Below are 26,531 nucleotides of genomic sequence, written 5' to 3'. Positions count from 1 at the left end.
GTGCTCGTCGTCACCGCCGGGGCTCGTCGAGTCGGTAGAAGCGTGTCGCGGTGCCACCCAGCACGTCGTCGCGCTCGGGCCGGGACAGGCCGCTGAGCAGCTCCGTGGCGAGTGGCCAGGTCGCGGGGTAGCCGCCGTGCAGGAGCGAGATGGGCCAGTCCCCGCCGTACATGAGCCGCGCGGGCCCGAAGACGTCGAGGGCGTGTTCGACGCTCGGACGCACCCGCCCCACGGCCGCCGACGGCTCCCCCGGCCCGCCCGGGTAGAGCCCGCTCACCTTCGCGTGGGCACGCGGGTTCCGGGCGACCGCGGCGACGAGGTCCCACCATTCGCCCTGCCGGCCGCCCCCGTCCAGCGGAGGGTGGCCGAGGTGGTCGAGCACCATGGGCAGGTCGGGCAGCAGCTCGGACACCCGCAGCGCCGCGCGCAGGTGCTCGGGCAGCACGGCGACGAGGTCGAAGGTCAGCCCGCTGCGCGAGAGTGCGGTGAGCCCCTCGATGACCTCGTCGCGCAGCAGCCACCACGGGTCGGGCTGCTCGTGAACCAGGACCCGGATGCCGCGCACGACGGGCTCGGCGGAGCGGTAACGGTCGAGGAGGCGGCCGGTCTCCTCCGGGTCCTGAAGCGGGGCGTAGGCCACCACCCCCGCGACGCGCGCGTCCTTGCGGGCGCACTCGAGCATCAGTTCGGTGTCGGCGACGTCGTCGGCCGACTGCACGAGCACGACCGAGTCGACGCCCGCCGCCTCGAGGTCGGGGACGACGTCGTCGAGCGCGAAGGCGCGGTTGATGACCGGCGGGCCGCCGACGAGCCAGGGGTAGGAGGTCAGCGCCGGGTCCCAGACGTGCAGGTGGGCGTCGACGACGGGCCCCGGCACCCGCTGCTCGTTGCCCACCTCAGAAGTGCGCCGGGCGCAGGGCGCCCCCGTCGGCCTCGGGTACCAGGCGCAGCCCCGCCCGGTCCGGGCGCACGTGCGGGCCTGCGACCTCGGCCCAGCCCTGGCCCTCCCCCAGCGCGCGTAACAGCTCCTCGTCGACGGTGATGCCGTTGCCCGGGGCGTCGCCCAGGACGATGCCGCCGTCGGCGACCTCCTGGTCGATGCTCAGCCCGCGGGGCGGCTTGACGTCCTGCACCTCCACGGCGAGCAGGTTGGGGACGGCCGCTGCCGCCGGGGCGATGACGGAGGTGAAGCCGATGGGGCTGACGGGCAGGTCGTGGCCGTGCGCCAGCGCCGCGGCGCGCAGGAGATGGGTGATGCCCCAGGACGACCCGACCTGCACGATGTCGAGCGCGTCGGCGTCGAGCAGGGGGCGTAGCTGCTCGATCCCCGTGAGGTTCTCCCCGCTCGCCACGCCGGCGCGGATCCCGGCTCGGACGGCGGCCATCCCCGCTGTGTCCCAGCGCCGGACGGGCTCCTCGACCCAGGTCAGGTCGACCTGCTCCTCGAGCCGGCTGACGTAGCGGACCGCCTGGGACCGGTGCCAGGACTCGTTGGCGTCGAACATGAGCCCCGGCGCGGAGGAGTTGACGGCGAAGATGTCCCGCAGGATGCCCAGGCGGCGCAGGTCGTGATCCAGGTAGCGGCCGCCCTTGAGCTTGGCGGCGCCGTACCCGCGGTCGGCGAAGGCGCCGTAGACCTCGGCGAGCTGTTCGTCCGCGAGCGCGATCTCCAGGGCCGACGCGTAGCCGGGCACGTGCCGGTTCCGCGCCCCGAGGAGGCGCCAGAGCGGCTCGTCGGCGGCCTTGGCCTTGAGGTCCCAGAGCGCGAGGTCGACAGCGCCGATCGTCCCGAAGACCGAACCGGCGTGCCCGAGCTTGAAGACCCGCGCGAGCATCCGGTCGTACAGCGCCACGACACTGCGCGGGTCCTCGCCGTCGATGCTCGGGAAGACGCGGTCGATCTCGGCGTGCGTCCCGACACCGATGCCCTCGAGCCCGACGTCCGTGGTGAGGACGAGCACGTCCGTCTGGGTGGCCGTGCCGGAGATGTGGCCGTTGACGTCCCCGACCGGGCGCCCCCAGTCGTGCTGGGTGACGAGGGAGCGGTACCCGGTGATCCTCATGCTGAGCCTTCCGAGAAAGAGGAGCGCGTCATTCCTTCGTCCCACCGGCCGTGAGCCCCGCCACGAGGAACCGCTGGGAGAACAGGAAGACGACGAGCACGGGCAGCACCGAGATCACCGTAGCCAGCGCGAGCGTGGACAGCTGCACGGAGTCCGATCCGGCTGCGCTGGGGTTGAAGGCCGGTGTCGAGGAGAGCAGCGTCGTGAGGCCGACCTGCATCGGGTACGTGCTGCTCGCGGGGAGCATGACGAAGGGCAGGAAGTAGTTGTTCCAGTTCTGCACGAAGCTGAAGAAGCCGACCAGGGCGACGACCGGAGCGGCCAGCGGAACCGCGACGCGGAGGAACACCTGCATCTCCGAGCAGCCGTCGAGCCGCGCCGCGGCCAGCAGGTCGGCGGGAATGCTCGTGGAGAAGTAGATGAAGGCGAGGTAGACGCCGAAGGGGTAGAAGGAGAACGGCAGGATGACCGACAGCGGGTTGCCCACCAGCCCCAGGAGACTCATCTCCAGGAAGACGGGCAGCACCAGGGCCGTGCTCGGCATGAGCATGACCACGAGGGTCACGACCAGCAGGAGCCGTCGGCCCGGGAAGCGCACCAGCGCGAGGACATAGCCGGCGGGCACCGAGACCAGCAGCGTGAGCACCAGCGCGCCCAGCGAGTACATGACCGAGTTGACGAGCCAGGTGCCCACCGCTCCGGACTGGAAGGCGAACAGGTCGTGCCAGTTCTCCACCAGCCCGGCGACCGAGCCCGGTGTGAAGGCGCCGCTGCGAACCAGGTCCCCGCCGGACTTCGTCACGGCGATGAGCAGCCACAGGAGCGGGACCGCGAAGAACACCAGGAACACGCCGAGGACGACGGCCCCCAGGCCGCGACCGCCCCACCCCGACAGGTCCGTCCCCCGCGAGCGGCGACGCCGCGTGCGCTCGAGGGTCTGTGTCGTCATGGCTCCTCCGTGTCGAACAGGCCGCCGCGGAGTACGAAGACGGCGGACAGGGCGACGGACACGACGAGGAGCAGGACCGCGATGGCGGCGGCGCCGTTGAAGTCGCTGAGGTTGAAGGCGTACTGGTACGCCAGCTGGTTGACCGAGTAGTCGTTCGGGACGACGCCCGTGCTGGCCTGGGAGAGCAGGGTCGGCTCGACGAAGAGCTGCGTGCCGGCCGCCAGCGCCAGTACGGCCATGTAGGCGATCCACTTGCGCAACAGCGGAAGCTGGATGCGCAGTGCGATCTGGACGGGGTTGGCGCCGTCGATGCGCGCCGCCTCCATCACCTCGGTGGGGATGTTGTTGAGGGCGCCGTACATCACGATCACCCACTGACCGGCGCCCGTCCAGAAGGCGATGACGGCGAAGACGAGGGACAGGTTGCCGGGCTGGATCGTCTGGGCGAAGGTCTCGAACCCCATGGCCTTCAGCAGCGGACCCGCCGGACCGGCGTCGGGGTTGAGCACGAAGAGCCACAGCAGGACGGCGGACGCGCCGGCCAGCGCACCGGGGAGGTAGTAGAGGAGCCGCAGGGCCCTGCTCACCCACCGGGTCGTGACCGCGTGCAGGACCAGCGCGAGAACGACGACCAGCACGGTGAGCATCACGAGCCACAGCACGAGGTAGACCGCCACGTGCTGGACCGCCGGCAGGAATCGGAAGTCGGTGATCACCCGGACGAAGTTGTCCAGGCCTGCGAAGCCGCCGTCCGCCCGGCTGAACGCCAGTGCCACGGCGTACACCGCCGGGATGATCCCGAACGCGAGCATGAGCACGACGTACGGGCCGACGAAGGCCAGCCCCATGGCCCGGGTGGGTCCCGGGCCACGCCGGGGTGCAGGTCGCCGCCGTCGCCGGGTGGGCGCCGGGTCGGCGGCGGCCGCCGTCAACTCGACCGTCATTGGACCGTGTAACCGTTGACCTTGGCCTGGTCCACGATCGCCTGCCCCCACGTGCCGAGGGCCTGCTCGAGCGGCTGGCGGGAGGTGATGAGCGGCTGCATGGTCCGGGCCCAGACCGCTTCCTGGCTGAAGGCGGGGGCGCCCCACCCGGACCACACCTGCGGTGCCGCCACGGTCAGTGCCGACAGGTCGGTGGCGTAGTAGCCGCTGCGTTCCTGGCCGGCGATCCACTTGTCCGCAGCGGGTGCGTAGGCGGGGTACCCGGGCGCCTTGGCGACCTGGTAGTCGTCGGCCGTCGTGACGAAGTCGACGAACCGGGTCGCCGCGTCGAGGTTCTTCGAGTGGCTGGAGACGAACCAGGTGCCGCCGCCGACGTTTCCGGTCGCGGGCTCCTCGCCCGCCCACGGCAGCGGTGCGGCGGCGCCGATCCGGCCGGCGGGGACGTTCAGCGAGGCCTCGTTGTTGAAGATGGCGCCGGCGAACCACGCCGGGCCCGGCATCATGAGCACCTTGCCGGTGTACTTCTGCACGAACTCGGGCGAGAAGACGCTGAGGTCGGTCATCCAGCCGCCCTGGACACCGCGGTCGACGAGCTGCGCGGCCCGCTGGCACTGCGGGGACGTGGTGTTCACGGTCATCGCACGGGGGCCCACGACGCCGCTGGCGCCGCACTTGCTCGGCCAGAAGAAGATCTCCGGGGTGAAGGGGTCGCCGGCCGCGCCGGTGATGTAGCCGGGGTGCTCCCGCGCCACCCGCTCGCCGAGCTCGGTGTACTCCTCCCACGTGGTGGGCAGCTTGTAGCCGAACTGGTCCATCAGCGACCGGTCGTACCAGAGCACGTCCTGCGCCAGGTCGTTGCGCAGGCAGTAGACGGCGCCGTCGACCGTGCAGGGGTCGAGGGAGCCCTTGGTGAAGCCGGACAGCAGGTCGTCCTTGACGAGCCCCTTGTTCAGGACCGCGGCGAAGGGCTGCTGCCCGCCCGCCCCGACGCTGGCCCAGGCGGCGTCGTTGTTCTGCGTGGAGAAGACGACGTCGGGCCAGCCGCTGCCGGCGCGGTCGAGCAGGCTGATCTTCGTCTTGAAGGAGTCCGAGCCGTTGGCCGAGCCGTCGTAGGTCTCGACCTGGACCTTGACGTCCGGGTTCGCGGCGGTGAAGGCGTCGACCGCGGTGACGCGGCTGGCGTCGACCCAGACGGTGATCGGGCTGCCGGCGACCTGCTCGGCCTCGGTGAAGCCGCGGGGGCCCGCCTGCTCGGACGTCCGCCCGGCGGGCGAGGCGCAGGCGGCGAGGGCCAACCCGACGAGCACCAGTGACACAGGGACGAGCCGTCGGCGGGCGGAGCGGGTGAGTGTCATGTCGTCCTTCGCATGCGTCTCGCCGTCATTGGCGAGGGTCCAGGCCTGCGGTGGGAGAAGCCGCGACAGTGGAGCATACGTAATACCTATTTGACAAGATCGGGCCGGTCCCCCGCGCCCGTCCCGCCTCCCGGTGACGTTGCGTACCCGCCGTGCCCCCCGGCGTACGCTGCCGCCATGACGGAGCAGGCCGCGGCGGCGGACCGGGGTGCCCCGCGGGTCCTACCCCTCCCCGATCGGTCGCCCGCGCCGCGGCTCGGCGTGGCCGTCGTGGAGGCGCTCGTCGACCTCATCGTCTCCGGCGCGCTGGCCCCCGGAGACACGCTTCCCCCCGAGCTTCCGCTCAGCCAGCAGTTCGGCGTCAGCCGGACCGTCCTGCGCGAGTCGATCAAGCGGCTCGAGGAGAAGGGGCTCGTCAGCGTCGGCCAGGGCAGGGGCAGGGGCACCGTGGTCCAGCCGACGCGCTCGTGGAACACGATGGACCGCGTGGTCCTCAAGGCCCTCATCGCCCACGACCGGACCCTCGGCGTGCTCGACGAGCTGACCGTCGTCCGAGGCCAACTCGAAGCGGCCATGGCCGGCGAGACGGCCCGCACCCGGTCCTCGGTCGAGCTCGACATCCTGCGCGGCGCGCTGGAGGACATGCGCGTCTCCGTGCACGATGCCCCCGTTTTCAACGCTGCGGACGTCACGTTCCACGAGATCGTCATGGCCGCCTCGGGCAACAGGCTCGCGGAGAGCATCGCCCGGGTGCTCTTCGAGCGTGCCCGCGAAAGTGCCCGCTACGACGTGGCCACGCCGCTCTCGCTCCGCCAGGAAACGCTCCGCGAGCACGAGCGGGTCTTCCGGGCGATCGAGGCGGGCCTCGTGCGGGAGGCCGAGGAGTCCATGCGCGCGCACATCTGCGACGCATGGACCCGCCGACGGCCTCCGGACCACAAGGGCACCCAGCGCCTCCGCTGACCCTCCCGATCGGGCGTGGATCTGCCGGGTGACGCCCCCGGCCTCCGCGCCGGAACTCGATCACTCTTGCCCAAAAGATCATACGTATGATTCCCTCCCGGTGTCCGGGGGTCACCCGACCCCGACCACCGCTTCGAGGGAAACCCACGAACATGACGACGACGTCACGGACGCCCACCAGCCGCAGCGAACGGTGGCGCCGCGCAGCGGCTGTCGCAGCGGCCGGGGTCACGGCCTCGCTCGCACTCGCCGTGATCACCCCCACCGCCGCCCTCGCCGCGCCGCCGGGCGAGGGCCGGACCTACTACGTCTCCCCCGACGGCCGGGACCAGGGCTCGTGTCAGCAGCAGAACCCGTGCTCGATCGAGGGCGCCAAGGCCGTTGTCAGCCGCGAGGCCCCGAAGAGCCGGGGCGACATCACCGTCGAGCTCGCCGACGGGGTCTACCGCATCGCGAAGCCGCTGCAGTTCGGCCAGGCGGACGGCGGCCACGACGGGTCGACGGTCCGCTGGGTCGCCGCGCCCGGAGCGCACCCTGAGATCTCCGGGGCCACACCCGTCTCCGGCTGGTCGGTGCACGACGCGGCGGCGGGGATCTACGTGGCCGACACCCCCGTGGGCCTGGACACCCGCCAGCTGTACGTGGACGGCAAGCTCGCACCCCGCGCGGCGCTCCCGCTGAAGCAGTCCGACATCACCCTCACCCCGACCGGGCTGACCATCAACGACCCGGCTCTGGCACAGCGCCTGACCGCCCTGCCCGACCAGAAGCGGATCGAGTTCCAGTCGCTGGGCGACTTCACGACCAGGTACTCCCCCGTGGCGGGCATCGGCGCGAACTTCGTCACCATGGCGCAGCCGGCCTGGGACAACAACACCTGGGGCTACGACACGGTTCAGCAGTCCTTCCTCGCGGCGCCCACCTGGTCGCTCGAGAACTCGCTGGCCTTCGTGGACGAGGCCGGGGAGTGGTACCTCGACCCGGCCGCCGGGAAGCTCTACTACAAGCCGACCCCGGGGACGAACCCCGCCGACCTCGACGTCGAGCTCCCGCGCGTGGAGACCCTCGTGAGCGTCAGCGGGAGCTACGAGAAGCCGGTGAGCGACCTGGCGTTCGAGGGCCTGCGCTTCTCGGGCACCACCTGGCTCGGGCCCTCGCGGGACGGCTACGCCAACCAGCAGAACGGGACCTTCCTGCAGGGCGCCTACGACTACCGGCCCGCCGACGCCTTCACCTCGTGCGCGCGCGGCTGCGAGGCGTTCGAGCGGGCCCGCAACACCTGGGCGCAGGAGCCCGCCGCCGTCCAGGTCTCCGCGGCGCACAACGTCTCGTTCACGCGGAACACCTTCACCGCGCTGGGGCAGTCCGCACTCGGAATCGGCAACGACACCAACGCCACGCTCTCGGGGGTCGGCCTCGGCGCCCAGGGCATCAAGGCCGTGGGCAACGTCTTCACCGAGGTGGGCGGACACGGCGTCGTCGTCGGCGGCGTCCGCCCCGACGCCCACCACCCGAGCGACCCGCGGATGACCAACAGCGACGTCCTGGTGCAGGACAACACCATCAACCGCGTGGCGCTCGTGTACAAGGACAACTCGGGAATCCTCAGCACCTACGTGACCGGCGCCCGCATCCTCCACAACGAGGTCGCCAACGTCTCCTACGACGGCATCGACACCGGCTTCGGCTGGGGCGCCAACGACGCCGGCGGCTCGGGTGAGTACGAGAAGCGCGGCTACTACAAGTGGAACCCCCGCTACACGACCCCCACGACCCTGCGCGACAACGTCGTGTCCGGGAACCTCGTCCACGACACGAAGGCCGCCTTCGCCGACGGCGGCAACCTCTACAACCTGTCCGCGAGCCCCGGCTCGGTCGTCGAGCGCAACTACCTCTTCAAGGTCTCCGGCGTCGCCCTGTACCTCGACGAGGGGTCGCGCTACACGACCTGGCAGGAGAACGTCCTCGAGGGCACCAGCCCGTGGGTCTTCACGAACAGCTACAGCGAGGGCAACAACACCAGCGACAACGTCATCCGGCACAACTGGTACACCAAGGAGGGCGCCCAGGTGCCCTCCGCCGAAGAGCGTCGCAACCAGCTCATCGACAACGTGCTGGTCGACCCGGCCAACTGGCCCGCCGACGCCCTGGGCGTGATCTGCGCGGCGGGCGTGGCGCCCGACCTGCGGACCGAGCTGAACGCCAACCTCAACGGCATCAACCCGGCCTGCGCGGGCGTCCCCGACCCGGGCCGCTGACCGCCGATCGCGGTCCCACCCCTGACGTGCCCCCGGCCGCATCCCGCGGTCGGGGGCACGGCGTCTGCAGATCCCGAGCTCAGTGCCCGGCCCGCGGCCGCGCCGCCGTCCCGGCGACGGCCTGCCGCGCCCTGGTGATCTCCTGGACGGCCCACTTGGTGGCCCGGCGGTACTGCAGCGTGTAGAGGTCCGCGGCGCTGGAGACCTCCTCGGCCTCGTGCGCCAGCGGCACCTCCTTCGGCACCAGGCCCTCCAGGATCGGGGTGTCCTCGTCGAACACCTTCGTCTCGATCTCCAGGATCCGGTCGACCGAGCCGCCCGTGAATCCCGCATCGGTGGCGACCGCCCAATAGATCACGCAGCGGTCGTGGCTCACGGGCGAGGGGAAGTCGACGAGGTAGCGCTTGCCGATGCGCGCGCCGAAGTCGTACAGGATCGTGGCGATGCCGGGCGCGTACGAGTGGTAGTGCATCCACGCGTCACCGGTGCCGGAGAAGTCCGACCCGGCCACCTGCGGGTAGTAGTAGGACACGCGCACCTCGCGGCCGTCGCGCCGCACGTCGAGGTCGGGCACCACAGGGTCCACCTCACCCATCGACGGGCCGTGGACGAACGGGAAGTGCGCCATGTCCCGGAAGTTCTCCACCGCCGCCATGAAGCCGCACTCGGCGGGGATCGGCGCCGCGGCGCGCCACTCCAGGGTGAGGTCCGCGATCTCCGGCGGGTGGGGCAGGTCGAAGACGGGCTCGTCGAGGCACGTCCACACGTGTCCGAAGCGCTCGATCACGGGGTAGGCGGCCACGGCGGCGTTCACCGGGATGCGTGCGGGGTCGGCGAGCGCCGGGATGCGTGAGCAGCGTCCGGTGCTGCCCTCGAACTCCCAGCCGTGGTACGGGCACCGGAGCGCGTCGCCGCTGACCGCGCCCGCGGCGAGGTCGGCGCCCCGGTGGATGCAGCGGCGGTCCAGCACCCTGGCCCCGCCGCCGGCATCCCGGAAGACCACGAGCTGCTGGTCCAACAGCTGCGCCGGTTGCGGGGTGCCGATGTCCTGCGACCGCGCGACGACGAACCAGTTGTGCCGGAAGGCGGTGCGCAGGGCGTCGCGGGAGTACAGGTCGTTCATGTCGTGATCCCCCATCACGTCGTCGGGCGGTCCGTGATCACTGTCGCGGATCAGCGGCGGACACGGAACGCGATCGGGCGATCCTGACGAGTTGAAGCGGTGTAAGCGCCGACGGCGACCCGCCGGGCCCGCCGACGCGGCCGGTCCGGTCGACCCGCGAGTGGCGACCGCGCCGGCACCCACATCGCCGCAGGGAGAAGATCGTGCTGATCTCCCCTCGACCAGCGCGCTGCGCAGCACGTCGGGGCTCAGCACGGCGAGCGTCGCGAGCGCGATCCGCGGCCCGATGCCGCTCTGCAGGAGCGCATGATCCCGCTCCTCGTTCGTCGGCGACGCCGAGCAGCGTGGGCGAGTCCTCCCGCAGCGGGCGGATCGGGGCCGCGCCGGGTGACGGCCGTCTCAGCTCCGGCGCCGGCGCGACTCGTTCACCTGCTCCTCGAGGACGTCGAGCCGCTCCAGGAACGCCGTGTGCGCATCAGCCGTGGTGAACCCCGGTGGCGCATGGTCCGGATTGAGGTGCGCCCGGGTGCGCGGGTTGACCCGCGGGTAGTAGTACACCTGCGGTTCGACCCGGAAGACGGAGACGTAGTCCTCGGGATAACCCTCCTCGTTCCGCGGGGTGTCTGCGGGCATCTGCCGGAGGCTCGTCACCACCTCGTCGTGGCTCTCGCCGAGCGGCCATACGGCGGTCTCGTCGACGTGCATCCGCGCCAGCCACTCCCTCGTGGTGACCGGCCCGTCCGGCGCTATGGACGGGTCGACCACCATTTCCTCGACGCGCCCGTCAGGTCGCTGCACCTGCAGCGTCACCGCTGTGTGGTACCCGAGCCCGATCACGGCGGGGGCTCCGGGCCTGCCGGCGCCGGCGGACTCCGAGTGGACCCACAACCCCGCGTCGGTGTCCTCGGGATCGGCCGTGCCGACCGCGAAGATCCTCCTGGTGGGCACGCCCACGGTGAGAAGCTGCTGGCTCAGGAGGAAGGCCCGTTCAGTGCAACCGTCGTCGACCTGGTCCCACGGGATCTCCAGCACCTGTCCCGTGGAGCTGACGAAGCCGCTCTGCCTCAGCTGCCCGAAGAGGATCCCGGCTCGCTCCTCGGTGACCACCCCCGCTGTCCCCGGTCCGGGCGATCGGTCCGCTTCGGGGGGTGACGGCGAGTCGTCCAGGATGTAGTCGTCAACCCAGCCTTCCGACTCCGGAGTGCGCGGTCGAGGCGCCGGGGCGGTCGGCCGGGGAGCATCTCGTCGGTGCCGCTGCGCTAGGGCGGGCATGCGTGGCTCCGCGGCGGCGCGGTGCAGCGCGACGAGGTGCCGAAGCCTGAGGTCCGGCCCAGGGTCGGTGTCGGTCACACCCGCGGCAGTCGTCACGGTCCATCCGGTCGGGCTGCGGAAGCTGTCGTGCAGAATCTCGGCCACGCCGCCGGGCACCGGGTGGGCGACGGCGAAGCCGCGCGCGACAGCGAGCGCCGCCAGGTCGGGCGCCGGGCGCTGCAGCACCACGATGCTCGTCGCCGGGATGTGCGTCAGGTACGCACCGAGCTGCGAGTGCGTGACACCCGTCGGCGCGAACGCCACCAGCAGGTCACCCACGGTGAAGGCCATCATCTCGCTGGGGCCCGGCTCGACCTCCCGCCCGCCGCCCACGTCCGAACGGGCACCACCACGCAACCGCAGCGGTGCCGCCGACGCCCGCGGCTCTCGCGACACGTCCCCACCGGACGGCTCCGCCCCGGCGCCGTTCATCGGGACCAGCGCGGCGTCGACCCGCACCCGGGTGGGACCGCCGAGGTCGCCGGACACGACGCGAACGGCGATGTCGGCGAGCCGGAATCCCGCCCCGTCCCGCTCCGCCGCGTGAAGGTGCGCCGCGAGCACAGCACCCACCTGCTGCGCCGGCGGGCGGCCGACGCCTGCCGACGTCGAGATGCCGTGCCCGATGAGCGTGACCTCCAACTGCCGGCCCGGCGACGCCATGGCCGCCATCCGGCCAACCCGGACGGCGAACTCGGCCAGCCGCTCCCGACCGGCCTCGTCGACCTGACCGTCCTCGTCGACCCCGACGTCGAGGTCGGCACCTTGCGGCGTGTCGGCAGGTATCCCGGAGATCAGGTCGTCGAGCAGTCGCTGACCATCAGCGTCGAGCGGACCATCCCAGTCGACGCCCCGGGCACCTGCCGATCGGGAAGTACCGGCAGCAGGCGCCGCGTCGGGGGTGCCATCCGGCGCCCGGGACGCGCCGCCGGGCAGGCGACCCACCTCGCCCGACAACAGGAGATCGGCGATTTTCCTGGCCTTATCGGCCAGGTCGCCGCGCCTCCAGTCCGGCCGCTGGGCGTACCGCGTGGCCGCGGCCAGAATTCGGGCGGGCGCTGCAGGGCGATTGCGCTGCCGCAGCTGGGTATTGACCTGCAGTAAGAGGTTCCAGTCGCTGTTATCGATCCCCTCGTCGGACGACGCAGGGAGTAACCAGACGGCGGCGGTGCGCACGCCGGCTTCGTCTGCCGCGAGATTCAGACCAGGCGCGGTCGACGGACCCTGGCCACGACGGTGGAAGGCCACGAACACCAAGTCGGGATTTCCGCCCAGCTCCGTCAGGCGCTGCCGCACCTGCGGCACCAGCGCATCGAGAACGGCCTGCGCTCGTTGCGCGCCCGTCGCGATCGCCCGCGCCTCACCCCTGACTCCCCCGTTGCCGCCGGCTTCCACCTGGATCTCGACGGGGTCGCCCGCCATCACGTGTGCGATTGCGGCTTCGCCGATCCTGGCAAGCGCCAGCCTGCCATCGTGCGGAACCGACTTGCTGCCCTGCGGGAACTCGATCGCCACCGGGTCGGGAAGCACGCGCCAGTTCCGCAACGCCGTGAGCGCCCGGACGACCTGATTTTGGGCGACCACCGCCCGCTGGGCGTTCAGCTGCGGGTGCCCGGGCAAGACCCGACTCAGGTCGTGGCGCAGCTTCTCGAGTTCGTCGATCAGCCGGTCGCGCACGAGGCGGGTGCCCGGGCCGGCCACCAACTGCGCAACTGCGTCGATCAGGGCTTTGTGGCGATCGAGCTGGAGCGGCGCCCAATTGCGCGTCGATCTGCTTTGATCGACGTCGAGCGAGTAATCCAACGCCAGCACGACATCCTGGATCGCCTGCCGCCCGGCGCGTCGGGCGAGGTCGTTGAGTAGCAGCGGTGCGAAATCCGATCTCCCGGCCGAACGTGCGAAAGCCGTGCGCACCTGCTGGGCCAGCTCGCGGAACTGCGTGCGGACCAGACCCCGGGACTGAGGTTCGGGCACGTTGTGATCCTGCTCCCACAGATGCCGGAACTCCGCGTGCAGGAGAGTCACGCCGGTGCTCGTCTCCGGGGGGTGCGGCCACGGGTTCATACCCAAGCTCATCTCCTGGTCGACCTGCACCGGCGGATCACTCAGCAGCGCGTTGTCCAGATAGTCCCGTAGCGAGACGTGGGAATTTTCAGGAAGGGGAATTCTCCGCAAATCATCGGAGAGTTCCGGATACCGGCGCCGGTAGACACGGAGCAGATTGTCGGCGATCCAGTTCGACTCCTCCTCCAGGAAACCGGCAGCATCCCACGAGAGTGTGCTCCGCCATTCTCCGAGAGAGTGCCGGGACGCCAGGAGCACGCGGTTCTTCCGCAGGCCGGGCTTAAATCCCAGGCCACGATTCCTCACACGGAAGTCGTCAAGAAGAGCGGCGACATGCGAGTAGGACAATGCGGATATCCCCATCACAGAGTCCACGGTCTCATTCACCACGGCGAGCAGTTTGGCCAAGTGCGGCGGTACACCGGCGAACTTCGCGCCCACTTCGTCCGAGAAGCGCACGCTGTCGATCGTGGCGAGGAGGGGTTCCCGCCGTGGACTCCGCTCTACGGACGTCAACCAACGCAGCGTCGGGTATACCCCCGCCAAGGGCAGGCCTGCGGTCCATTGCACGTAACGAGCTCGGCCCCGGCCCTGCACCGGGCGCCGCAGCCATGAGTTCCCGACCCACGGACGGTGGTAGCTGGCCCCGGCAGTTTCGGGAAGCACCACGGATACCGGCGCCCCCTCCTGAGGGATGTCACCCAGTCGCTGCCACAGGTCGTTCCACGCCTCGAACAGTTCCTCCTCGTCCACGAAGTCGAGCTCCCCCGTGTGCAATGCGATCGGAGGTGGGACGATCTCCAGGATGTAGGGGTGGAGCGCCTCAAGATCGGCATCGTGCGGCACATCCTCCGGATGCACGTAGATGCTTCCGGCTCGGGTCGACATGTATCGAACCCGGTCGAGCTTGACGGCGATGCCGCGGTAGCTGAGAACCGCCATGTCCTCCCGCACCACTGCTCCCCGCGGCGGCTCCAAGATCACGTGTTCCTCGGACTCGGAACCGACCCCGCCCAGAAGCACCTGTTCCAACGCTGCAGGGGGCCAACTGGTCGGCACCGGCACCGGCACGTCGCCCGTGTCGACGAATCGCAGCCGCCGCGGTCGGGTTGGGAGCATCGCCTGACGGCCGGTCTGCCCGTCAAGGAACACCACACCGCTGTCGTCGCGCACGCCCACGACGACGTGGGAGATGTCACGGTGCTCGGTGTTCACCACGACCAGGCCACGCGCACCGACCGGGGCTTTCTGCAGCGCCTCGGCCAGTGCCGTATAGCCCGGCACGTGCAGCAACGGTCGGTCTCCGACGTAGTTGCGCAGGTGCTGCTCCGGTGACACATCCGCAGCGCCGGCCTGATGGGGTTCGCCGGTCGCCAGTGACAAATCCGTCGCGATCGCCGCCAGCAGGCAGTTCGTGTCGAACTGACTATCGGTACCGCGGAGCGGGTTCACGTTCGCGAGCCACGGGTATCTCTCGTGCACGTCCGATTCCGGTCGGTGCGGCGCCGGAGCCGCACCGGCGAGATCGCTGTCACTCAGTGACCCGTCGATGCCCTCCGCAAAGTCGAGTTCTGTGCGGTGTTCGTCTCTGCGGTGTTCGTCCGTGAAAGCCGCCGTCGATTCCGATGCAGTCGGCGCCACGATCTCCCGCTCCTCCGGGTCCGGGCGGGACACCACCGGTTCCGAGACGGCGACGGCACCGACATCGAATTCGCTCGGCAACACTGACGGGTGGGACGCAGAGAGCCCGTGCTCAGCGTGTTGCGGCGGGGCGGAAGGAATCTCGGCGATCAGGTCGTCGAGCAGTGGCTGATCCTCAGCGTCGAGCCGACCATCCAAGTCGACGCCCCGGACGCTCCCCGATCGGGACGTACCGGCAACAGGCGCCACGTCGGGGGCACCGGAGGGCGACGTTCTCGCCCCGCCCGGCTCGACGGCACCCGTGTCCGGCGCCGCCGCCGCCGCCGCCAGCCTGCTCAGCTCATCCTGGATCTCGGCCAGCGCAGATTCCTCGACACCGACCTGCACGCCCGGGGGCGCCGCCATCGGACCGGCTGCGCCGACGTCCGTGCTGTCCACCCGCAGGTGCCCGGCGGGTTCGACGCCGATCAGGGTCTCCAGCAGCGCCACGTGCCGGGGCCGCAGCCCACCGTGGGCGTACCAGGCCCGCTCCTGCTCCGACACGGGACCCGGGTCGGGGCCGGGCTCGTCGAACTGGCCGAGCAGGCTGCCGCCGACATCGGCCATCCCCTCGGCCGGCGCGCCGAGCGCATCATCGCGGTACTCGTCCCGCAACCCGAACTGGTGCGCCAGCTCGTGCGCGTACAGCACGGGGCGCTGACCCACCACCCACCGGTCCTGGCTCATCCGCGGCGCCGCCGTCACCACCCGCACCGCCAGGTGCGCCTCGCCCGCGTCCGCGACGCGCTCGACCGACAACCGAACCAGGTCGCCGTTGCTCAGCCGCCCGCCCGGCACCTGCAGATAAGTCGACGCCCCCGCCTCGGCGAGCGCCCACACCTCATCGAGGTCGCCCGCCGACACCCCGGCACCGGGCTGCAGGAAGACCCGCACGCGCAGCTCGGTCAGCCCGACCCCGTCCCCGTCCCGGACCCGCCGCACGTCGAACGCCGTCGGCACAGGCGGCCGGCCGAACACCGGATCGACCCAGGAGTGCTCACGCCGCACCACTCGCTCCGCCGGCACCGCCTCCAGCAGCGCGGTCCACCGATCCACCCCACCCGCGTCACCCTGCCCGGGCGCGGGCCCAGCCTCCCGCTGGTCGGCGGCCTGGGGCCGCATCGGCCCGGAACCTCGATCCTCCCGGACCTCGGGAGCCACGGGACCACGCGCACCGCCACCCCAGCCCCACGACGGCTGGCCGCCGGGCACCGCGGGGCCGGACGATGGGGGAGCCTCCGATCCGGAGAAGACCAGCCACCGGCCGTTCCAGACGATGGTGGCGTAGACCCTGCTCCCGTCCGCCGGCGACACGATCCTCCCGTTGGAGACGACCTCGTCCGCAGCGATCACCGGGGCGGTGAAACCGAAGCGCGCCAGGGTGCGCTGGAAGTCGTACGCCGTACCACCGGGACCGTTGACGCGCCCGGTGCTGCACGAGATCAGCACGTACGCCGTCGGCCACCTCCCGCCCGCGGCATGGGCCTCCCGGAACGCGTCGGTCCGCATGAACGCCAACGCCAGTGCCGTCCCGCTGACGCGCGCCGTTCCTGCCGCGGACTCGACGGCCGCGTTGTGCCCGACGACGAAGAACGGTCGCCGGCCGGCGACCTGCGCCGGCCAGGGGTCGATCCGGTCGTCCGGCGACGGGGTCCACAGCCCAGGCGCCCCGTCGGACCAGAACTCCGGCCGGCGGTAGACCCGGCGGAAACCACCCGTGGCAGCCCACCGCACGGCGGTACGGGTGTCGTTCCGGTTGACGCCGAGCGCGACGCCGACCAGTCGGCCGTCTCCGTCGAACAGCTCGCTCTGCTCGGTCAGGTCCAGGTCGACCAGCCGGGGACGCTCGCCCGGGGCGACCCGGATCGAGCCGTCCGGGCCGATGGTGGCGTTCAGGTGGGCGACCACGTGCAGTTCCCGCGCCGAGAGCGGGGAATCGTCCACGACCAGCGGGCGGTCCCCCCCGTGACGCATCCACCTGCCGCCGTCGGAGGCGACGACGGTGACCGGTACGCGGATGCCGCCGCGGTCCGGCACGACCAGGGTCGTCATGGCGCCGCCGTAGGCGTACACGTCGACCGCACCACCGGCGTATCGGCGCAAGGCGGTGGCGAAGTCCCGGGTTGCCGACTCGCGGCCGGTCGACCCGGCCGGTCCGTCGACCAGCAGCACGACCGGGCGCCGGCGGCCCTCGGCGGCGAAGGCGCGCGAGGCCGTCACCACCTGCGCGAGGGCGGCGCCACCGACCCGCAGCGCCCGGCCGTCCCCGTCGACGATCTCGAACAGCTGGCCGCCGGGGCTCTCGTCCACGAGCACGACGAACGGGCGATCGCGGGCCCAGGGCGCCGACTGCGCGTGGAACGCTCCGATGCGCAGCGCCTGTTCGGCGTCGAGCCCGCCCGGGTGCATCACGAGGAGATGCTCACCGACCCAGCGGGTGCCGGTGAGTCCCGCGCTGTCCTGGAAGACGTCGGCGGGGAAGCTGTTCCGGTCGGGGCTGCGCCGCAGGTCGAGCCCGGCCCCGCGGCCCTCGAAGGCGTGCAGGTCCAGCGACCGGACCTGCGCGGGCCGGAACGACCGCTGCCGGTCCTGGTGATCGCGCCCGGACGCATGCGACCGCCGACTGCCGGACCCGAAGCCCCGCAGCAGCGAACGCACGGCAAGCACCAGCTCCGGTGCCCCTCCGCGCAGCCGCAGGGCCGGCGCGGCACCCACCGACATGCCCGGTTCGGCACTCCCGTCACCACGCAGGAAACCCCCGGGAACCGGGCTCGACGCGGCCGGCGCGAACCCTCCGCGCGCCGACGCGTCGCCGTCCGACGGCGGGCGTGTCGAGCTGCCGCCGCGGGACGCGTCGACCCGCGGGAACTCATCGTCCGGCAGCGCCGACTCGTCCGCCTGCTGCTCCAGCGCAGTCAGGTTCCGCGGCCGCAGCCCTCCCCCCGAGCCGTCGTCGGCGTACTCGTCCTCGACCCCCAGCCGGTGCACGATCTGGCGTGCGAGCACCGCCGTCGACGCGTCCAGCCGCCAGGTGCCGACGTCGCTGCCCGCCCCGTCACCCGGCACCACCCGCACCGAGTCGTCCGCCTCGTCCCGAGAGCCGACGAACTCCACCGTCACGTGGAGCTGATCACCCGACGGCAGCCCGTACCCGCCGTTGAGGAACCGCTGTACACCGTCCGTCGCCCGCGCGGCCAGCGCCGAGACCTCGGCCGGATCCACGCCCGGCGCGTCCAGATGCAACCGCAGCGTGAAGTCCTGGACTCCCAGCCCGCCGACGACGAACCGCCGCCGCTCGTACCGGATCGGGACGACGTCGTGCCCGCCGTCGCGGCGCACCGAGCGCAGTTCCGAGTCGACCCTCGCCACCGGGGCCGTCGACCGCGCCACCTCCAGGGCGACCCGGTCGACCCGCTCGGCGGGGCCGAACCAGGCCGGGAGCAGCTCGGCACGCCACCGGACGCCCGCCGCCACGCCCGTTGCCGAGGACCGGTCGGACTCGAAGTGGACGCCGATGTCGTCGAGCCGGAACCCGCCACCGGCCTGTTCGGCCGCGTGCAGGTGCGCCGCCAGTGCAGCACCTACCCGCTGCGCCCGGCGGTTGTTGGCGGACTCCGACGCGCTGCCGTACCCGGTGAGCGTGAGATGCAGCTTCCCAGCCGGTCCAGCCAGTGCCGCGCGCCGGCCGAGCTCGCCGGCCAGCTCCGCCAACCCCCCGCCGGTGTCGTCGGCCCCGTCCGCGGCGTCACCGTCGCCGACCGGGATGTCGCCGCCGATCTCGCCGCCATCGATCTCGCCGCCGTCGATCTCGTCACGGAGCGGTGCCGCCGGTGCCGGGTCGTCGTCGGAACCGGCGACGTCGAGCTCTCGATCGCCGGTCGGTCCCGTGGGCGAAGCCAGCTCCATGGAGCTGGTGTCCGCGTGCTCGACGTCGCCGATCAACGCGTCGAGCAACTGCACGTTCCGCGGCCGCAAACCGGCCTGCGGATACCGCGCGCGCTCGGGCTCCGGCACATCGGGACCCAGCTCCGGAACGGCCTCGTCGAACCGCCCCAACAGGCTGCCGCCGATGTCGGCCACGCCGGCGCCGGGCTCGACGCCGGCCTCGTCGCGGTACTCGTCGCGCAACCCGAACTGGTGCGCCAGCTCGTGCGCGTACAACACCGGCCGCTGACCCACCACCCACCGGTCCTGGGTCATCCGCTCCGCCGATGCCACGACCCGCACCACCAGGTGCGCCGACGACGGATCAGTGACCCGCTCGACCGCCAACCGCGCCAGGTCGCCGTTGCCCAACCGGGCCCCCGGCAGGTTGAGGTGCTCCACCGCCCCCGCCTCGGCCCGCGCCCACACGTCGTCGAGATCAGCGGCCGAGATCTCCGCAGCCGGCTCCAGGAACACCCCGACCCGCAGCTCGGTCAGCCCGGCACCATCACCGTCCCGTACCCGGCGCACGTCGAACGACGACACCACCGCAGGCCGACCGAACACCGGATCGGCCCACGTGTGCTCACGCCGCACCACCGGCGCCACCGCCAACAACCCGGCCCACCGATCCGCGTCGTCCCCGCCCGGCCGGCCGGGCGTCCACCGAACCGGAACCTCCGGTGCGACCGGACCACGAGGCCCGTGGCCCGCGCCCCGGTACTGCGGCTCGTTCGCCTCGTCGGTGACCCGGACGTCGACACTTCGCAGGGTGCCCTGTTCGGCGTCGTCAACCGCCGACAGTCCGGACACCAGGTGCGCCGGCAGGAGCGCCCCGACGAGGCCCGGGTCCGCGCCCAGCATCCGCAGATGCGCCTCCACCAGCTGCACCATGCGCTCGCGGACCGCGGAGGCCCGGCGACGACCGTCCGCCCCGCCCGGCCGGTCGTCCTGCCTGCCGCTCCCGTGACCGGCGAAGGCCGCCTCGGGCAACCCGGCATGGGAGCCGCGAGCGGCAGCGACCTCCGCCAGCCACCGCGCGGTGGCGGCCATCTCGAACGTGGGGAGCACGTCGGCGACGGAGTCCTGGTCGAACCCGAACCCGATCGCGAACGGCTCGGGGACCGAGATGCCGGCGCGGGCGAAGGAAGGCGACGTGTCGGGCTGTGACCGGAACCGGACGGGCCGGCGGCCGCCGTCGCCGTCGATCGTCGCCCGGCCGGTCACCTGGTACATCCCGCGCACCTCGGGCGGCAGCGCGATCGCGGTCCACCGCCGCGAGACGGGATCGAGCGTCATGTCCCGCACGAAACCCACTTGCGCGGCGAGGCGCGGATCCTGCCGCAGGAAGTCCAGGGCCGCCCGCCAGATGATGTCGGGACGCTCGTGGCGCGCGACGTCCCCGGCGACCGCCGCCAGGTCCAGCACTCCCGGCCGGCCCGGCCGCGTCATGTCCAGCCGTCGCTGCAGTCGCGCCTGCACGTCCTGGATCAGCTCCGCGGACCCGGTCAGAAGGTCCAGGAACTTCTCGAGGTCGGCCGGCAGCCGCCCGCCGTCGTCGGTGGGGAACATCGCGACCAGCCCATCGGCGACGTCCACCTCGAGCGCGTGCTGCGTGTCGTCGGCCCGGTGCGCGACCACGGTCACGTCGAAGGCGTAGGCCCGGTGGGGCTTCGTCCATTCCCGCTCGTCGTCGAGGGTGTCGCTCAGCTCTCCCGCGCCGCCCTGCGACTGCTGACCGTCGTACAGCGGGACCGGGAAGGTCGCGCGCACCGGGGGGCCCCCGAGCTGCACGTCGGCCTCCGGTGCGGCCGTGGCCTGCCAGCCCGACGACCGGGACCGTTCGACGGCCGTGGAATCCCGCGGCAGCTCGAAGTGGCGGCTCTTCACGGCGGGGCCCCCCTCCGCCCCGAGCAGGCGGGCCCGGACCGGGCGCAGGCCGACGTGGACGACGTGGTCGCCCACCGGCACCGTGTACGACGAGGCGAGCAGCTGCACGATGTTCGCGCGCAGCTCGCTCTCCCGGGTCCGGCCGTCGTAGATCTGGCCGGCGACGGTGGTGAAGTCGATCCCGGAGAGGGCCCAGTTCTGCCCGACCGTGACCTGGGGCCTGCGGGCCGGGTCGTCCGCGAGCACCGCGACCTTCGCCCACTGCCGGACCGCGGTGAAGGCCGCGACGTCCAGGGGGTGGATGGCGTCGAGCACCGATCCGGGCACCGGCGACGACGTGGTCAGCCTCGTCCAGCGCACATCCGTCACGCGGGCCGGGTCGATCGCCGGGGCCACCTCGACCGGCGACGGGCCGGGCTGCGGGGCGGGAGCGGTGAACGAGGTGGGGACGAGCAGGCGAACGCTTCCGGGGACGGTCCCGTCCCCGTCCGCCGTGCGGCCGTCGGAGTACCAGGCCCCGGCCGGCAGCGCGGCAAGCGCAGCCGGCACCAGCGCCGGCGGGCCGTCGCTCCCGAGGATGTTGCGGATCCCGTCCCACAGGGCCCCGGCCGCCCGCGCCGGCACCGCCAGCACCGCCGGCAGCTCCGTGGTGGTGCCGGTCTCGATCCGGTACGTGACCGCGTGCGTGAACTCCTCGGAGGTGTCCGCGTTGCTGAAGCGGTAGGTGTCGCGGGTCCGCTGGCTGTGCCGCTCGGCGTTCGTCGTCTCGGCCTCGTAGCCGCCGGCCAGGCCGAGGCCGCCACCGCCGCTCTCGTTCGTGACGCGGGCCCGCCACGACGTGCCGACGCCGTGCCGCTGGACCCGCCCCGAGCCGGCGGTGCTCGCGTCGCTGCGCAGGCTGCGGAAGTTGAGCCCCACGTCGGGGCGGTGGCTGTGCGCGTGTGCCGGGGCGATCGACTTGATGGACACCCGGATCCAGAGATAGGTGGTTCGCCCGCCGGACCCGGCGATGGGCGCCCACCGCACGACCCCACCACCCCGGAGTTCGGGGTACTGGGTCACGAGCGCGTCGGCGGAGAACGCGGAGTCGACGGCGCTGCGCAGCAGCGCCGCGTCGTCGGTGTCCTGCCGGCCGTCCGACGCCAGCAGCCCACGTCTCGTGAGCCGGGCGATGATCTCGTCGGCGACGCCGTGCACCTCCAGCGACTCGGGGTGCACGGACCCGCTGAGCGGGGCTCCGGTCAGGTAGGTCCGCGCGCCGCCCGACGGGGCGGGGGTGTACGTGTACGGCCCGAGGAGGTCGGCGAGCCGCCGTTCCGGGATCAGCAGGTCGGCTCCGGCGTCGACCTCCAGGTACCGCGTTCTCTCCTCGCGCCGGTCGTCCTTGACCCGCTCGATCCGGGCCTCGATCAGGACGGTCGAGCGGAAGCCCTTCAGGTTCCGGTACGTGGCGCGGCTGACGGCGCCGGCCCCCTGCTCCGAGCCCGTCGTGCGGCGCCAGGACGGGCCACCGCTTGCGAAGAGGATCCCGCGGAGGCGGGCCTGCACCCCACCCGCCCCCGCGGAAACGAGATCGTCGCCCGGGTTTCCGTGGACACCGGCACCGAACACGAATCCGGCGGACCCCTCCAGCGAGAACCCCCGGTCGTCCCGCTGCTCGACGCCGTGGCTCGCTCCGACCTCCTGGTAGTGCTGGATCTGCAGGTCGTTCGGAACCGGCAGATCCGGACCGGGGGCGGCGGCGCGGATCCGCAGCCGGACGGTCTGGCGCCACCCCTCGTGGGGCGGCAGGGTCACCTCACGCCCGCGCGGGCGGGCGTACCGCTCGAACTGTGCCGTCAGCGTCGTGGGCGTGACCATGTCGGTCAGCTCGGTGGGCCAGAGATCAGGCTCGTTCTCCCACCCGGTGGGCAGCCCGTTCAGGCGGGCGTACTGGCTCGCGAGGACACGCCCCAGCTCCGGCATCGTGAGGAAGACCGGGTGCACGCCCGACGTGCCCCGGGAGAAGTCGAGGTCGTGCTCGGACGGGCCCGGCCAACTGTCGCGCACGTGCACGGCACCCGCCTGGAGGACCTGGTCGAGGGTCAGCGGTGTCTGCGGCACCTGCCATACCGGCACCGCGGACTGGGCGAGGACGTCGTCGTCGTCGATCCACCAGCGGTCGGCCGGGTGGTCCCGGCCGGGCTCGACGCGGCGCAGCGAGAGCTCGTAGACCATCCGGTAGTCGTGCTGGTCGACCGGCCCGCTGGTGTCAAGGCGCCGTTGCACGACGACGGTCGAGGAGAACGAGTCCTCGCCGCCCCGATCTGTCGCCAGGCGGCCGCCGAAGGACCCCAGCTGCAGCTGCGCGTTGTTGCTGAAGGTGAGGCGAAAGGCGCCTCCGGCGGAAGCGGTGAGCGACCAGCGGGTTCCGCGACGCCCACCGAAGCTGTCGGTCGTGGTGGCGCGCGTCGACACCGACAGGTCGTAGCTGTCGCCGCCGACCCGCTCGGCAGGCGTGCCACGCACGAAGACCCGGTAGGTGCGGCCGCCGACCTCGACGGTGCCCCCGATCCCGAGGACCACGCTGCCGAGGTCGGGTTCGAGCGCCGGGCGGCCGTAGCGCCGCTGCAGGAACAGGTCCGCCGCCGACCAGTCGATGCGGGCCCGGCGGTCCGCGGGGAACTCCTGGCGCAGGGCCCAGCGCAGCTGATCGAGGACGAGCTCGGCGCCGGGCAGCGCCACCTGCGTCGCGAACCCCTGCCCACGGCGGGCCGCCAGCGCGAACGGTTCCCGGGGATGCGGCGCGGCCAGGGGTCGGTCCAGCCGTTCCGGGCGGACGAAGGTGCGCACCCGCTGGACGTCCGCCAGGTTCATGAGGGCACGCACGTGCGGGTTCGCCGCCAGGGGGCCGGGGCTCACCCGCATCCCCGTCGGCGCCGATCGCTGGAGCTCCGGTGTGTACACCCCACCGAACGTCCGCACCTCGAACTCGCGGGGGCCTCGGCCGCCGCGCCACGGCACCCCCAGTTCCCCCTCCACGGTCACGGGCACCGGACCGATGTCGGGGTACGACGACGATTCCACGGTGGCGGTCACCTCCAGCGTGACCCGGTAGCGCGCCTGGTCCTCCCCGAGCTTCAGGAGGGTGTAGCGGGACGTCTGCACGCCCAGGCTCAGCGCGGCGTCCCGGCCGAAGCGCGCGCTGGGCAGGGCGACCCCCACGGACGGGCTCGTGGTCGGCCCGCCCGGGGCGGTGATCAGCGGGATGACATCACCGAAGGCGCCGACGATGCCGAACCGCGCCCCCGACTGGCCCGAGGTGCCGTGGTCGACCCGGTTCCCGACACCCAGGTCGTCGCGTACCGGGACGTTCGGGACGACCCCGAGGAACGCGGCGCTGTCGACACGCGCCCGCACGGCGAGGGTGCCACTGACGTTGCGCCCCACGATGTGCGCGGACTGTGGGAGGGGCGCGATGTCGCCGCTCGTCAGCCACCACCTGCTGCGCGCGAGGGCCGAGTTCTCCCCGAGGACGGGGCGGGCCCCCTCGAGGATCTTCATGATGTCCGGCTTCGGGAGCCCGGCCCCGACCAGTCTGCGCTGCAGCGCGGCCACGACGGGGATGGTGTCGACCGCGGTGAGGACCACGGGGACCCGCACGGGCCGCTGGACCGCGGCCGCTTCGCCGGCCCGACCGTCCGGGCCGGAGCCGGGTGTGCCCTCGGTGTCGACGTCGGGCTCGATCTCCTCGGGGACCTCCACGATCGCCGGCATTACCGGCCGGTTCTCGACGTTGATCTTCGGTAGGTCGACCGCGAGACCCCGCGGTACACGGACCGCCCCGGCCCGCGGCAGTTCGACCCCGTCGACGAACACCCGGATCTGCACGGCGGCCCGGAACCGGAGCCCGGTGGTCGGCACCAGCCCACGCCCGGAGAGCACGGTCTGCTCGACCCGGCGCCTGTGGTCGTGCCGCACGCTCGCCCCGAGCTGCGGCCCGACCGCCGTGAAGGCGCCGAAGGGGGCGGATGCGGCGAAGGCGGCGGCGCCGGCGCTGAACCCGATCAGCGCCGTGGGCTCGATGCTCCGGCTCCGGCTGCTGCCCGCGACCTGCGTCCCGGTCGTGCTGCTGTAGCGGATGTCGTGCGGCCACGGGGTGGCCGTGGTGTCGGGGACGGGCCTGGGCTCGGGACGCAGCACCGGCCGCAGCCACAGCAGCCGCTGTCCCCCGGCGCCGTCGACGACGACATACTCGCCGTGCTGCAGCATCGTGTCCCAGTGCCCGGCGTCGTTCGTGCGGAGCACGTGGTGCACAGCGGCATCGATGTGCGCGCGCAGGTCGTCGTCCGGTAGGTCCGCTGTCACGGTCGCCGCATGCCTCCGCGCGGTCGGCGCGTCCCACTCCGCGACGTCGCGGACCACGAACTCGCCGAGCGCGTCGCGGTCGACGTACCACGGGTAGGCGGGCTCGGGCAGCGGTGGCGGCCCGGACGGGTCCGGGGCCGGGTCCGGTGACGGGTCCGGTGACGGGTCCGGTGACGGGGCCGGGGCCGGGGCCGGGGGCACCGTGGACGACGTGCCCGTGTCCGGGACGGTCGCGGCGACCCGCCGGCGGGAGCCGGTCCCGGCGAGCACACCGCTGTGGCTGCCGCCCCGCAGTCCGGGACCACCGGGCTCCGAGCGCGCGAGGTCCACGGCGGTCCGCCGGCCGGCGTCGGCGCCGTCGTCGCGAACCGTGAGGGCGATCTTCCGAACCGCCTCGCGATAGCCCTGGTGTCCCGGGTCCTGCCGGCCGCGGTGACCGACGAACACGCGGTCGGGGAAGGTGCTTTCGTAGATCGCGATCGCCTGCACCACCGCGGTCACCGGCAGGTCGACCAGCAGGGGCTCGTCCCGGATGGCCCCGACCAGCGCGGGGTCGATCAACCCGGACACGTCCTCTCCGGTCGCGTCCCACCGGGTGCCCTCCGGATCGCTCCGGACGGCCTCGTCGGTGTCGGTGTCGGTGTCGGTGTCGGTCCGGTCCGGTCCGGTGGCCTCGCCGGCCGCGATCGCCGCCGCCATATCCCGCGCACCGTCCTCCGTGTGCGGGACGTCCGGCCGCCAGCCGTCGCGGTGCAGCTGCACGGCGAGGGCGTCCACAACCGCCCGCGCAGGGTCCAGGTGGGGGGCGTGCAGCGTGAGGATCGCCAGGGCTCGCTCCCGCAGGTCCGCCACCCGCTGGGGGCGCTGCTTGCCCAGCGTCGACCCCCTCGCCGGCAGGTCGTCGTCGATGGCGGTCTCGTCGTCCTCGACGGCCGGATCCACGGTGGGGTCACCAGTGGTGGACGCAGGGGTGGGCGCGGTGCGCGTGTCACCGGGCCGGCCGCTGGCGGGCGCGCCGACGACGTCGGCGGGCGCGTCGGTGCTCGTCGCCACCCCCTCCGTCGCCGGTCCTTCCGCCGGGCTGGGCCCGGCACGGAGGTCAGAAGTTCCGGCCGGGTCCGCGGCGACCGGCCGGTCGCCGGGTCGCTCCTGTGCCGGGGCCGGATCCGAGCGCCCGGCTCCCCGGTCGCGCCGGCCCGGCGGGGTGGGGGCGACGCCCACCGCGGTGGCCGGGCCGGTGGTCGTCGGTTCGGCGGTCGTCGGGCCGGCGGTCGTCGGGCCGGCGGTCGTCGGGCCGGCGGTCGTCGGGCCGGCGGTCGTCGGGCCGGCGGTCGTCGGGCCGGCGGTCGGGCCGGGCGTGACCGGCGCGGCGGCGGTGACGTCCGGCACGCCGACGGTGGCCGGTCCGACCCGGGACCCGGTCGCGGGTTCGGCGGGGTTCTGCTCCGGGTGCGCGCCGGACGCCTCCCCGGCCGGTACCGCGACGGGCGTCGCCCCGGTGTCCGGGCGGCCTGCGCCGGGCTCCGGAGCGGGCGTCGTGGTCGGGTCCGGCGTGGCCGCGGCGATGCCCGCCTGCTCGACGGGCGTGCCGATCCCTGCCGGGCCGTCGGTCGCGAGGCGCGGCTGCTCGGTCGAGTCGAGCGGTGGAGCGACCGTGGGC

The 26,531-nt window shown here is 72.8% G+C and carries 10 protein-coding genes; 3 read left to right on the top strand and 7 right to left on the bottom strand.

Translation table 11 applies throughout. The annotated features are described in order from the left end of the window. Positions 1-10: 10 nt before the first annotated feature. Genes HF577_RS04955 through HF577_RS04935 form a run of 5 tightly spaced genes read right to left on the bottom strand, consistent with a single transcriptional unit; the run spans position 11 to position 5,311 of the window. The gene (locus HF577_RS04955) at positions 11-895 is read right to left on the bottom strand and encodes an amidohydrolase family protein (protein WP_211173810.1); all 885 of its coding nucleotides are present in this window, start codon (positions 893-895) and stop codon (positions 11-13) included. 1 nt (position 896) lies between these two features. Next, a complete protein-coding gene (locus tag HF577_RS04950; protein WP_169394530.1) occupies positions 897-2,063 on the bottom strand; it encodes a mandelate racemase/muconate lactonizing enzyme family protein in 1,167 nt (388 codons plus the stop codon). 28 nt (positions 2,064-2,091) lie between these two features. After that, a complete protein-coding gene (locus tag HF577_RS04945; protein ID WP_169394529.1) occupies positions 2,092-3,012 on the bottom strand; it encodes a carbohydrate ABC transporter permease in 921 nt (306 codons plus the stop codon). Continuing rightward, positions 3,009-3,956 carry a carbohydrate ABC transporter permease gene (locus tag HF577_RS04940; RefSeq protein ID WP_169394528.1) on the bottom strand — a complete coding sequence of 316 codons (948 nt, stop codon included), beginning with the start codon at positions 3,954-3,956 and terminating at the stop codon, positions 3,009-3,011. The genes HF577_RS04945 and HF577_RS04940 overlap by 4 nt, the downstream gene beginning before the upstream one ends. After that, on the bottom strand, positions 3,953-5,311 hold the full coding sequence (locus HF577_RS04935) for an ABC transporter substrate-binding protein (protein ID WP_169394527.1): 1,359 nt from the start codon (positions 5,309-5,311) through the stop codon (positions 3,953-3,955). The genes HF577_RS04940 and HF577_RS04935 overlap by 4 nt, the downstream gene beginning before the upstream one ends. Before the next feature lie 177 nt (positions 5,312-5,488). On the opposite strand from HF577_RS04935, the gene HF577_RS04930 reads away from it, so the two are divergent. Next, complete coding sequence (locus HF577_RS04930) at positions 5,489-6,274, top strand: FadR/GntR family transcriptional regulator (RefSeq protein WP_169394526.1); 786 nt, start codon at positions 5,489-5,491, stop codon at positions 6,272-6,274. A 152-nt stretch (positions 6,275-6,426) separates the two neighbouring features. Then, positions 6,427-8,532: a right-handed parallel beta-helix repeat-containing protein gene (locus HF577_RS04925; protein WP_169394525.1), complete on the top strand. Its 2,106-nt coding sequence runs from the start codon at positions 6,427-6,429 to the stop codon at positions 8,530-8,532. Between the two features lie 79 nt (positions 8,533-8,611). Here HF577_RS04925 and HF577_RS04920 read toward each other — a convergent pair whose 3' ends face one another. After that, positions 8,612-9,655 carry an aromatic ring-hydroxylating oxygenase subunit alpha gene (locus tag HF577_RS04920; protein ID WP_169394524.1) on the bottom strand — a complete coding sequence of 348 codons (1,044 nt, stop codon included), beginning with the start codon at positions 9,653-9,655 and terminating at the stop codon, positions 8,612-8,614. Between the two features lie 399 nt (positions 9,656-10,054). Then, the gene (locus HF577_RS04910; RefSeq protein WP_211173809.1) at positions 10,055-25,924 is read right to left on the bottom strand and encodes a protein-glutamine glutaminase family protein; all 15,870 of its coding nucleotides are present in this window, start codon (positions 25,922-25,924) and stop codon (positions 10,055-10,057) included. A gap of 151 nt (positions 25,925-26,075) precedes the next feature. On the opposite strand from HF577_RS04910, the gene HF577_RS37340 reads away from it, so the two are divergent. Further along, positions 26,076-26,531 (top strand): hypothetical protein (locus HF577_RS37340; protein ID WP_211173808.1); only part of this gene is annotated, 456 nt, incomplete at its 3' end.

The sequence above is a fragment of the Pseudonocardia xinjiangensis genome (genome assembly GCF_012911925.1).
GTDB classification, from domain to species: domain Bacteria; phylum Actinomycetota; class Actinomycetes; order Mycobacteriales; family Pseudonocardiaceae; genus Pseudonocardia; species Pseudonocardia xinjiangensis.
The sequence above is the reverse complement of the archived record's forward strand: the minus strand, read 5'-3'. Positions and strand labels throughout refer to the sequence as shown.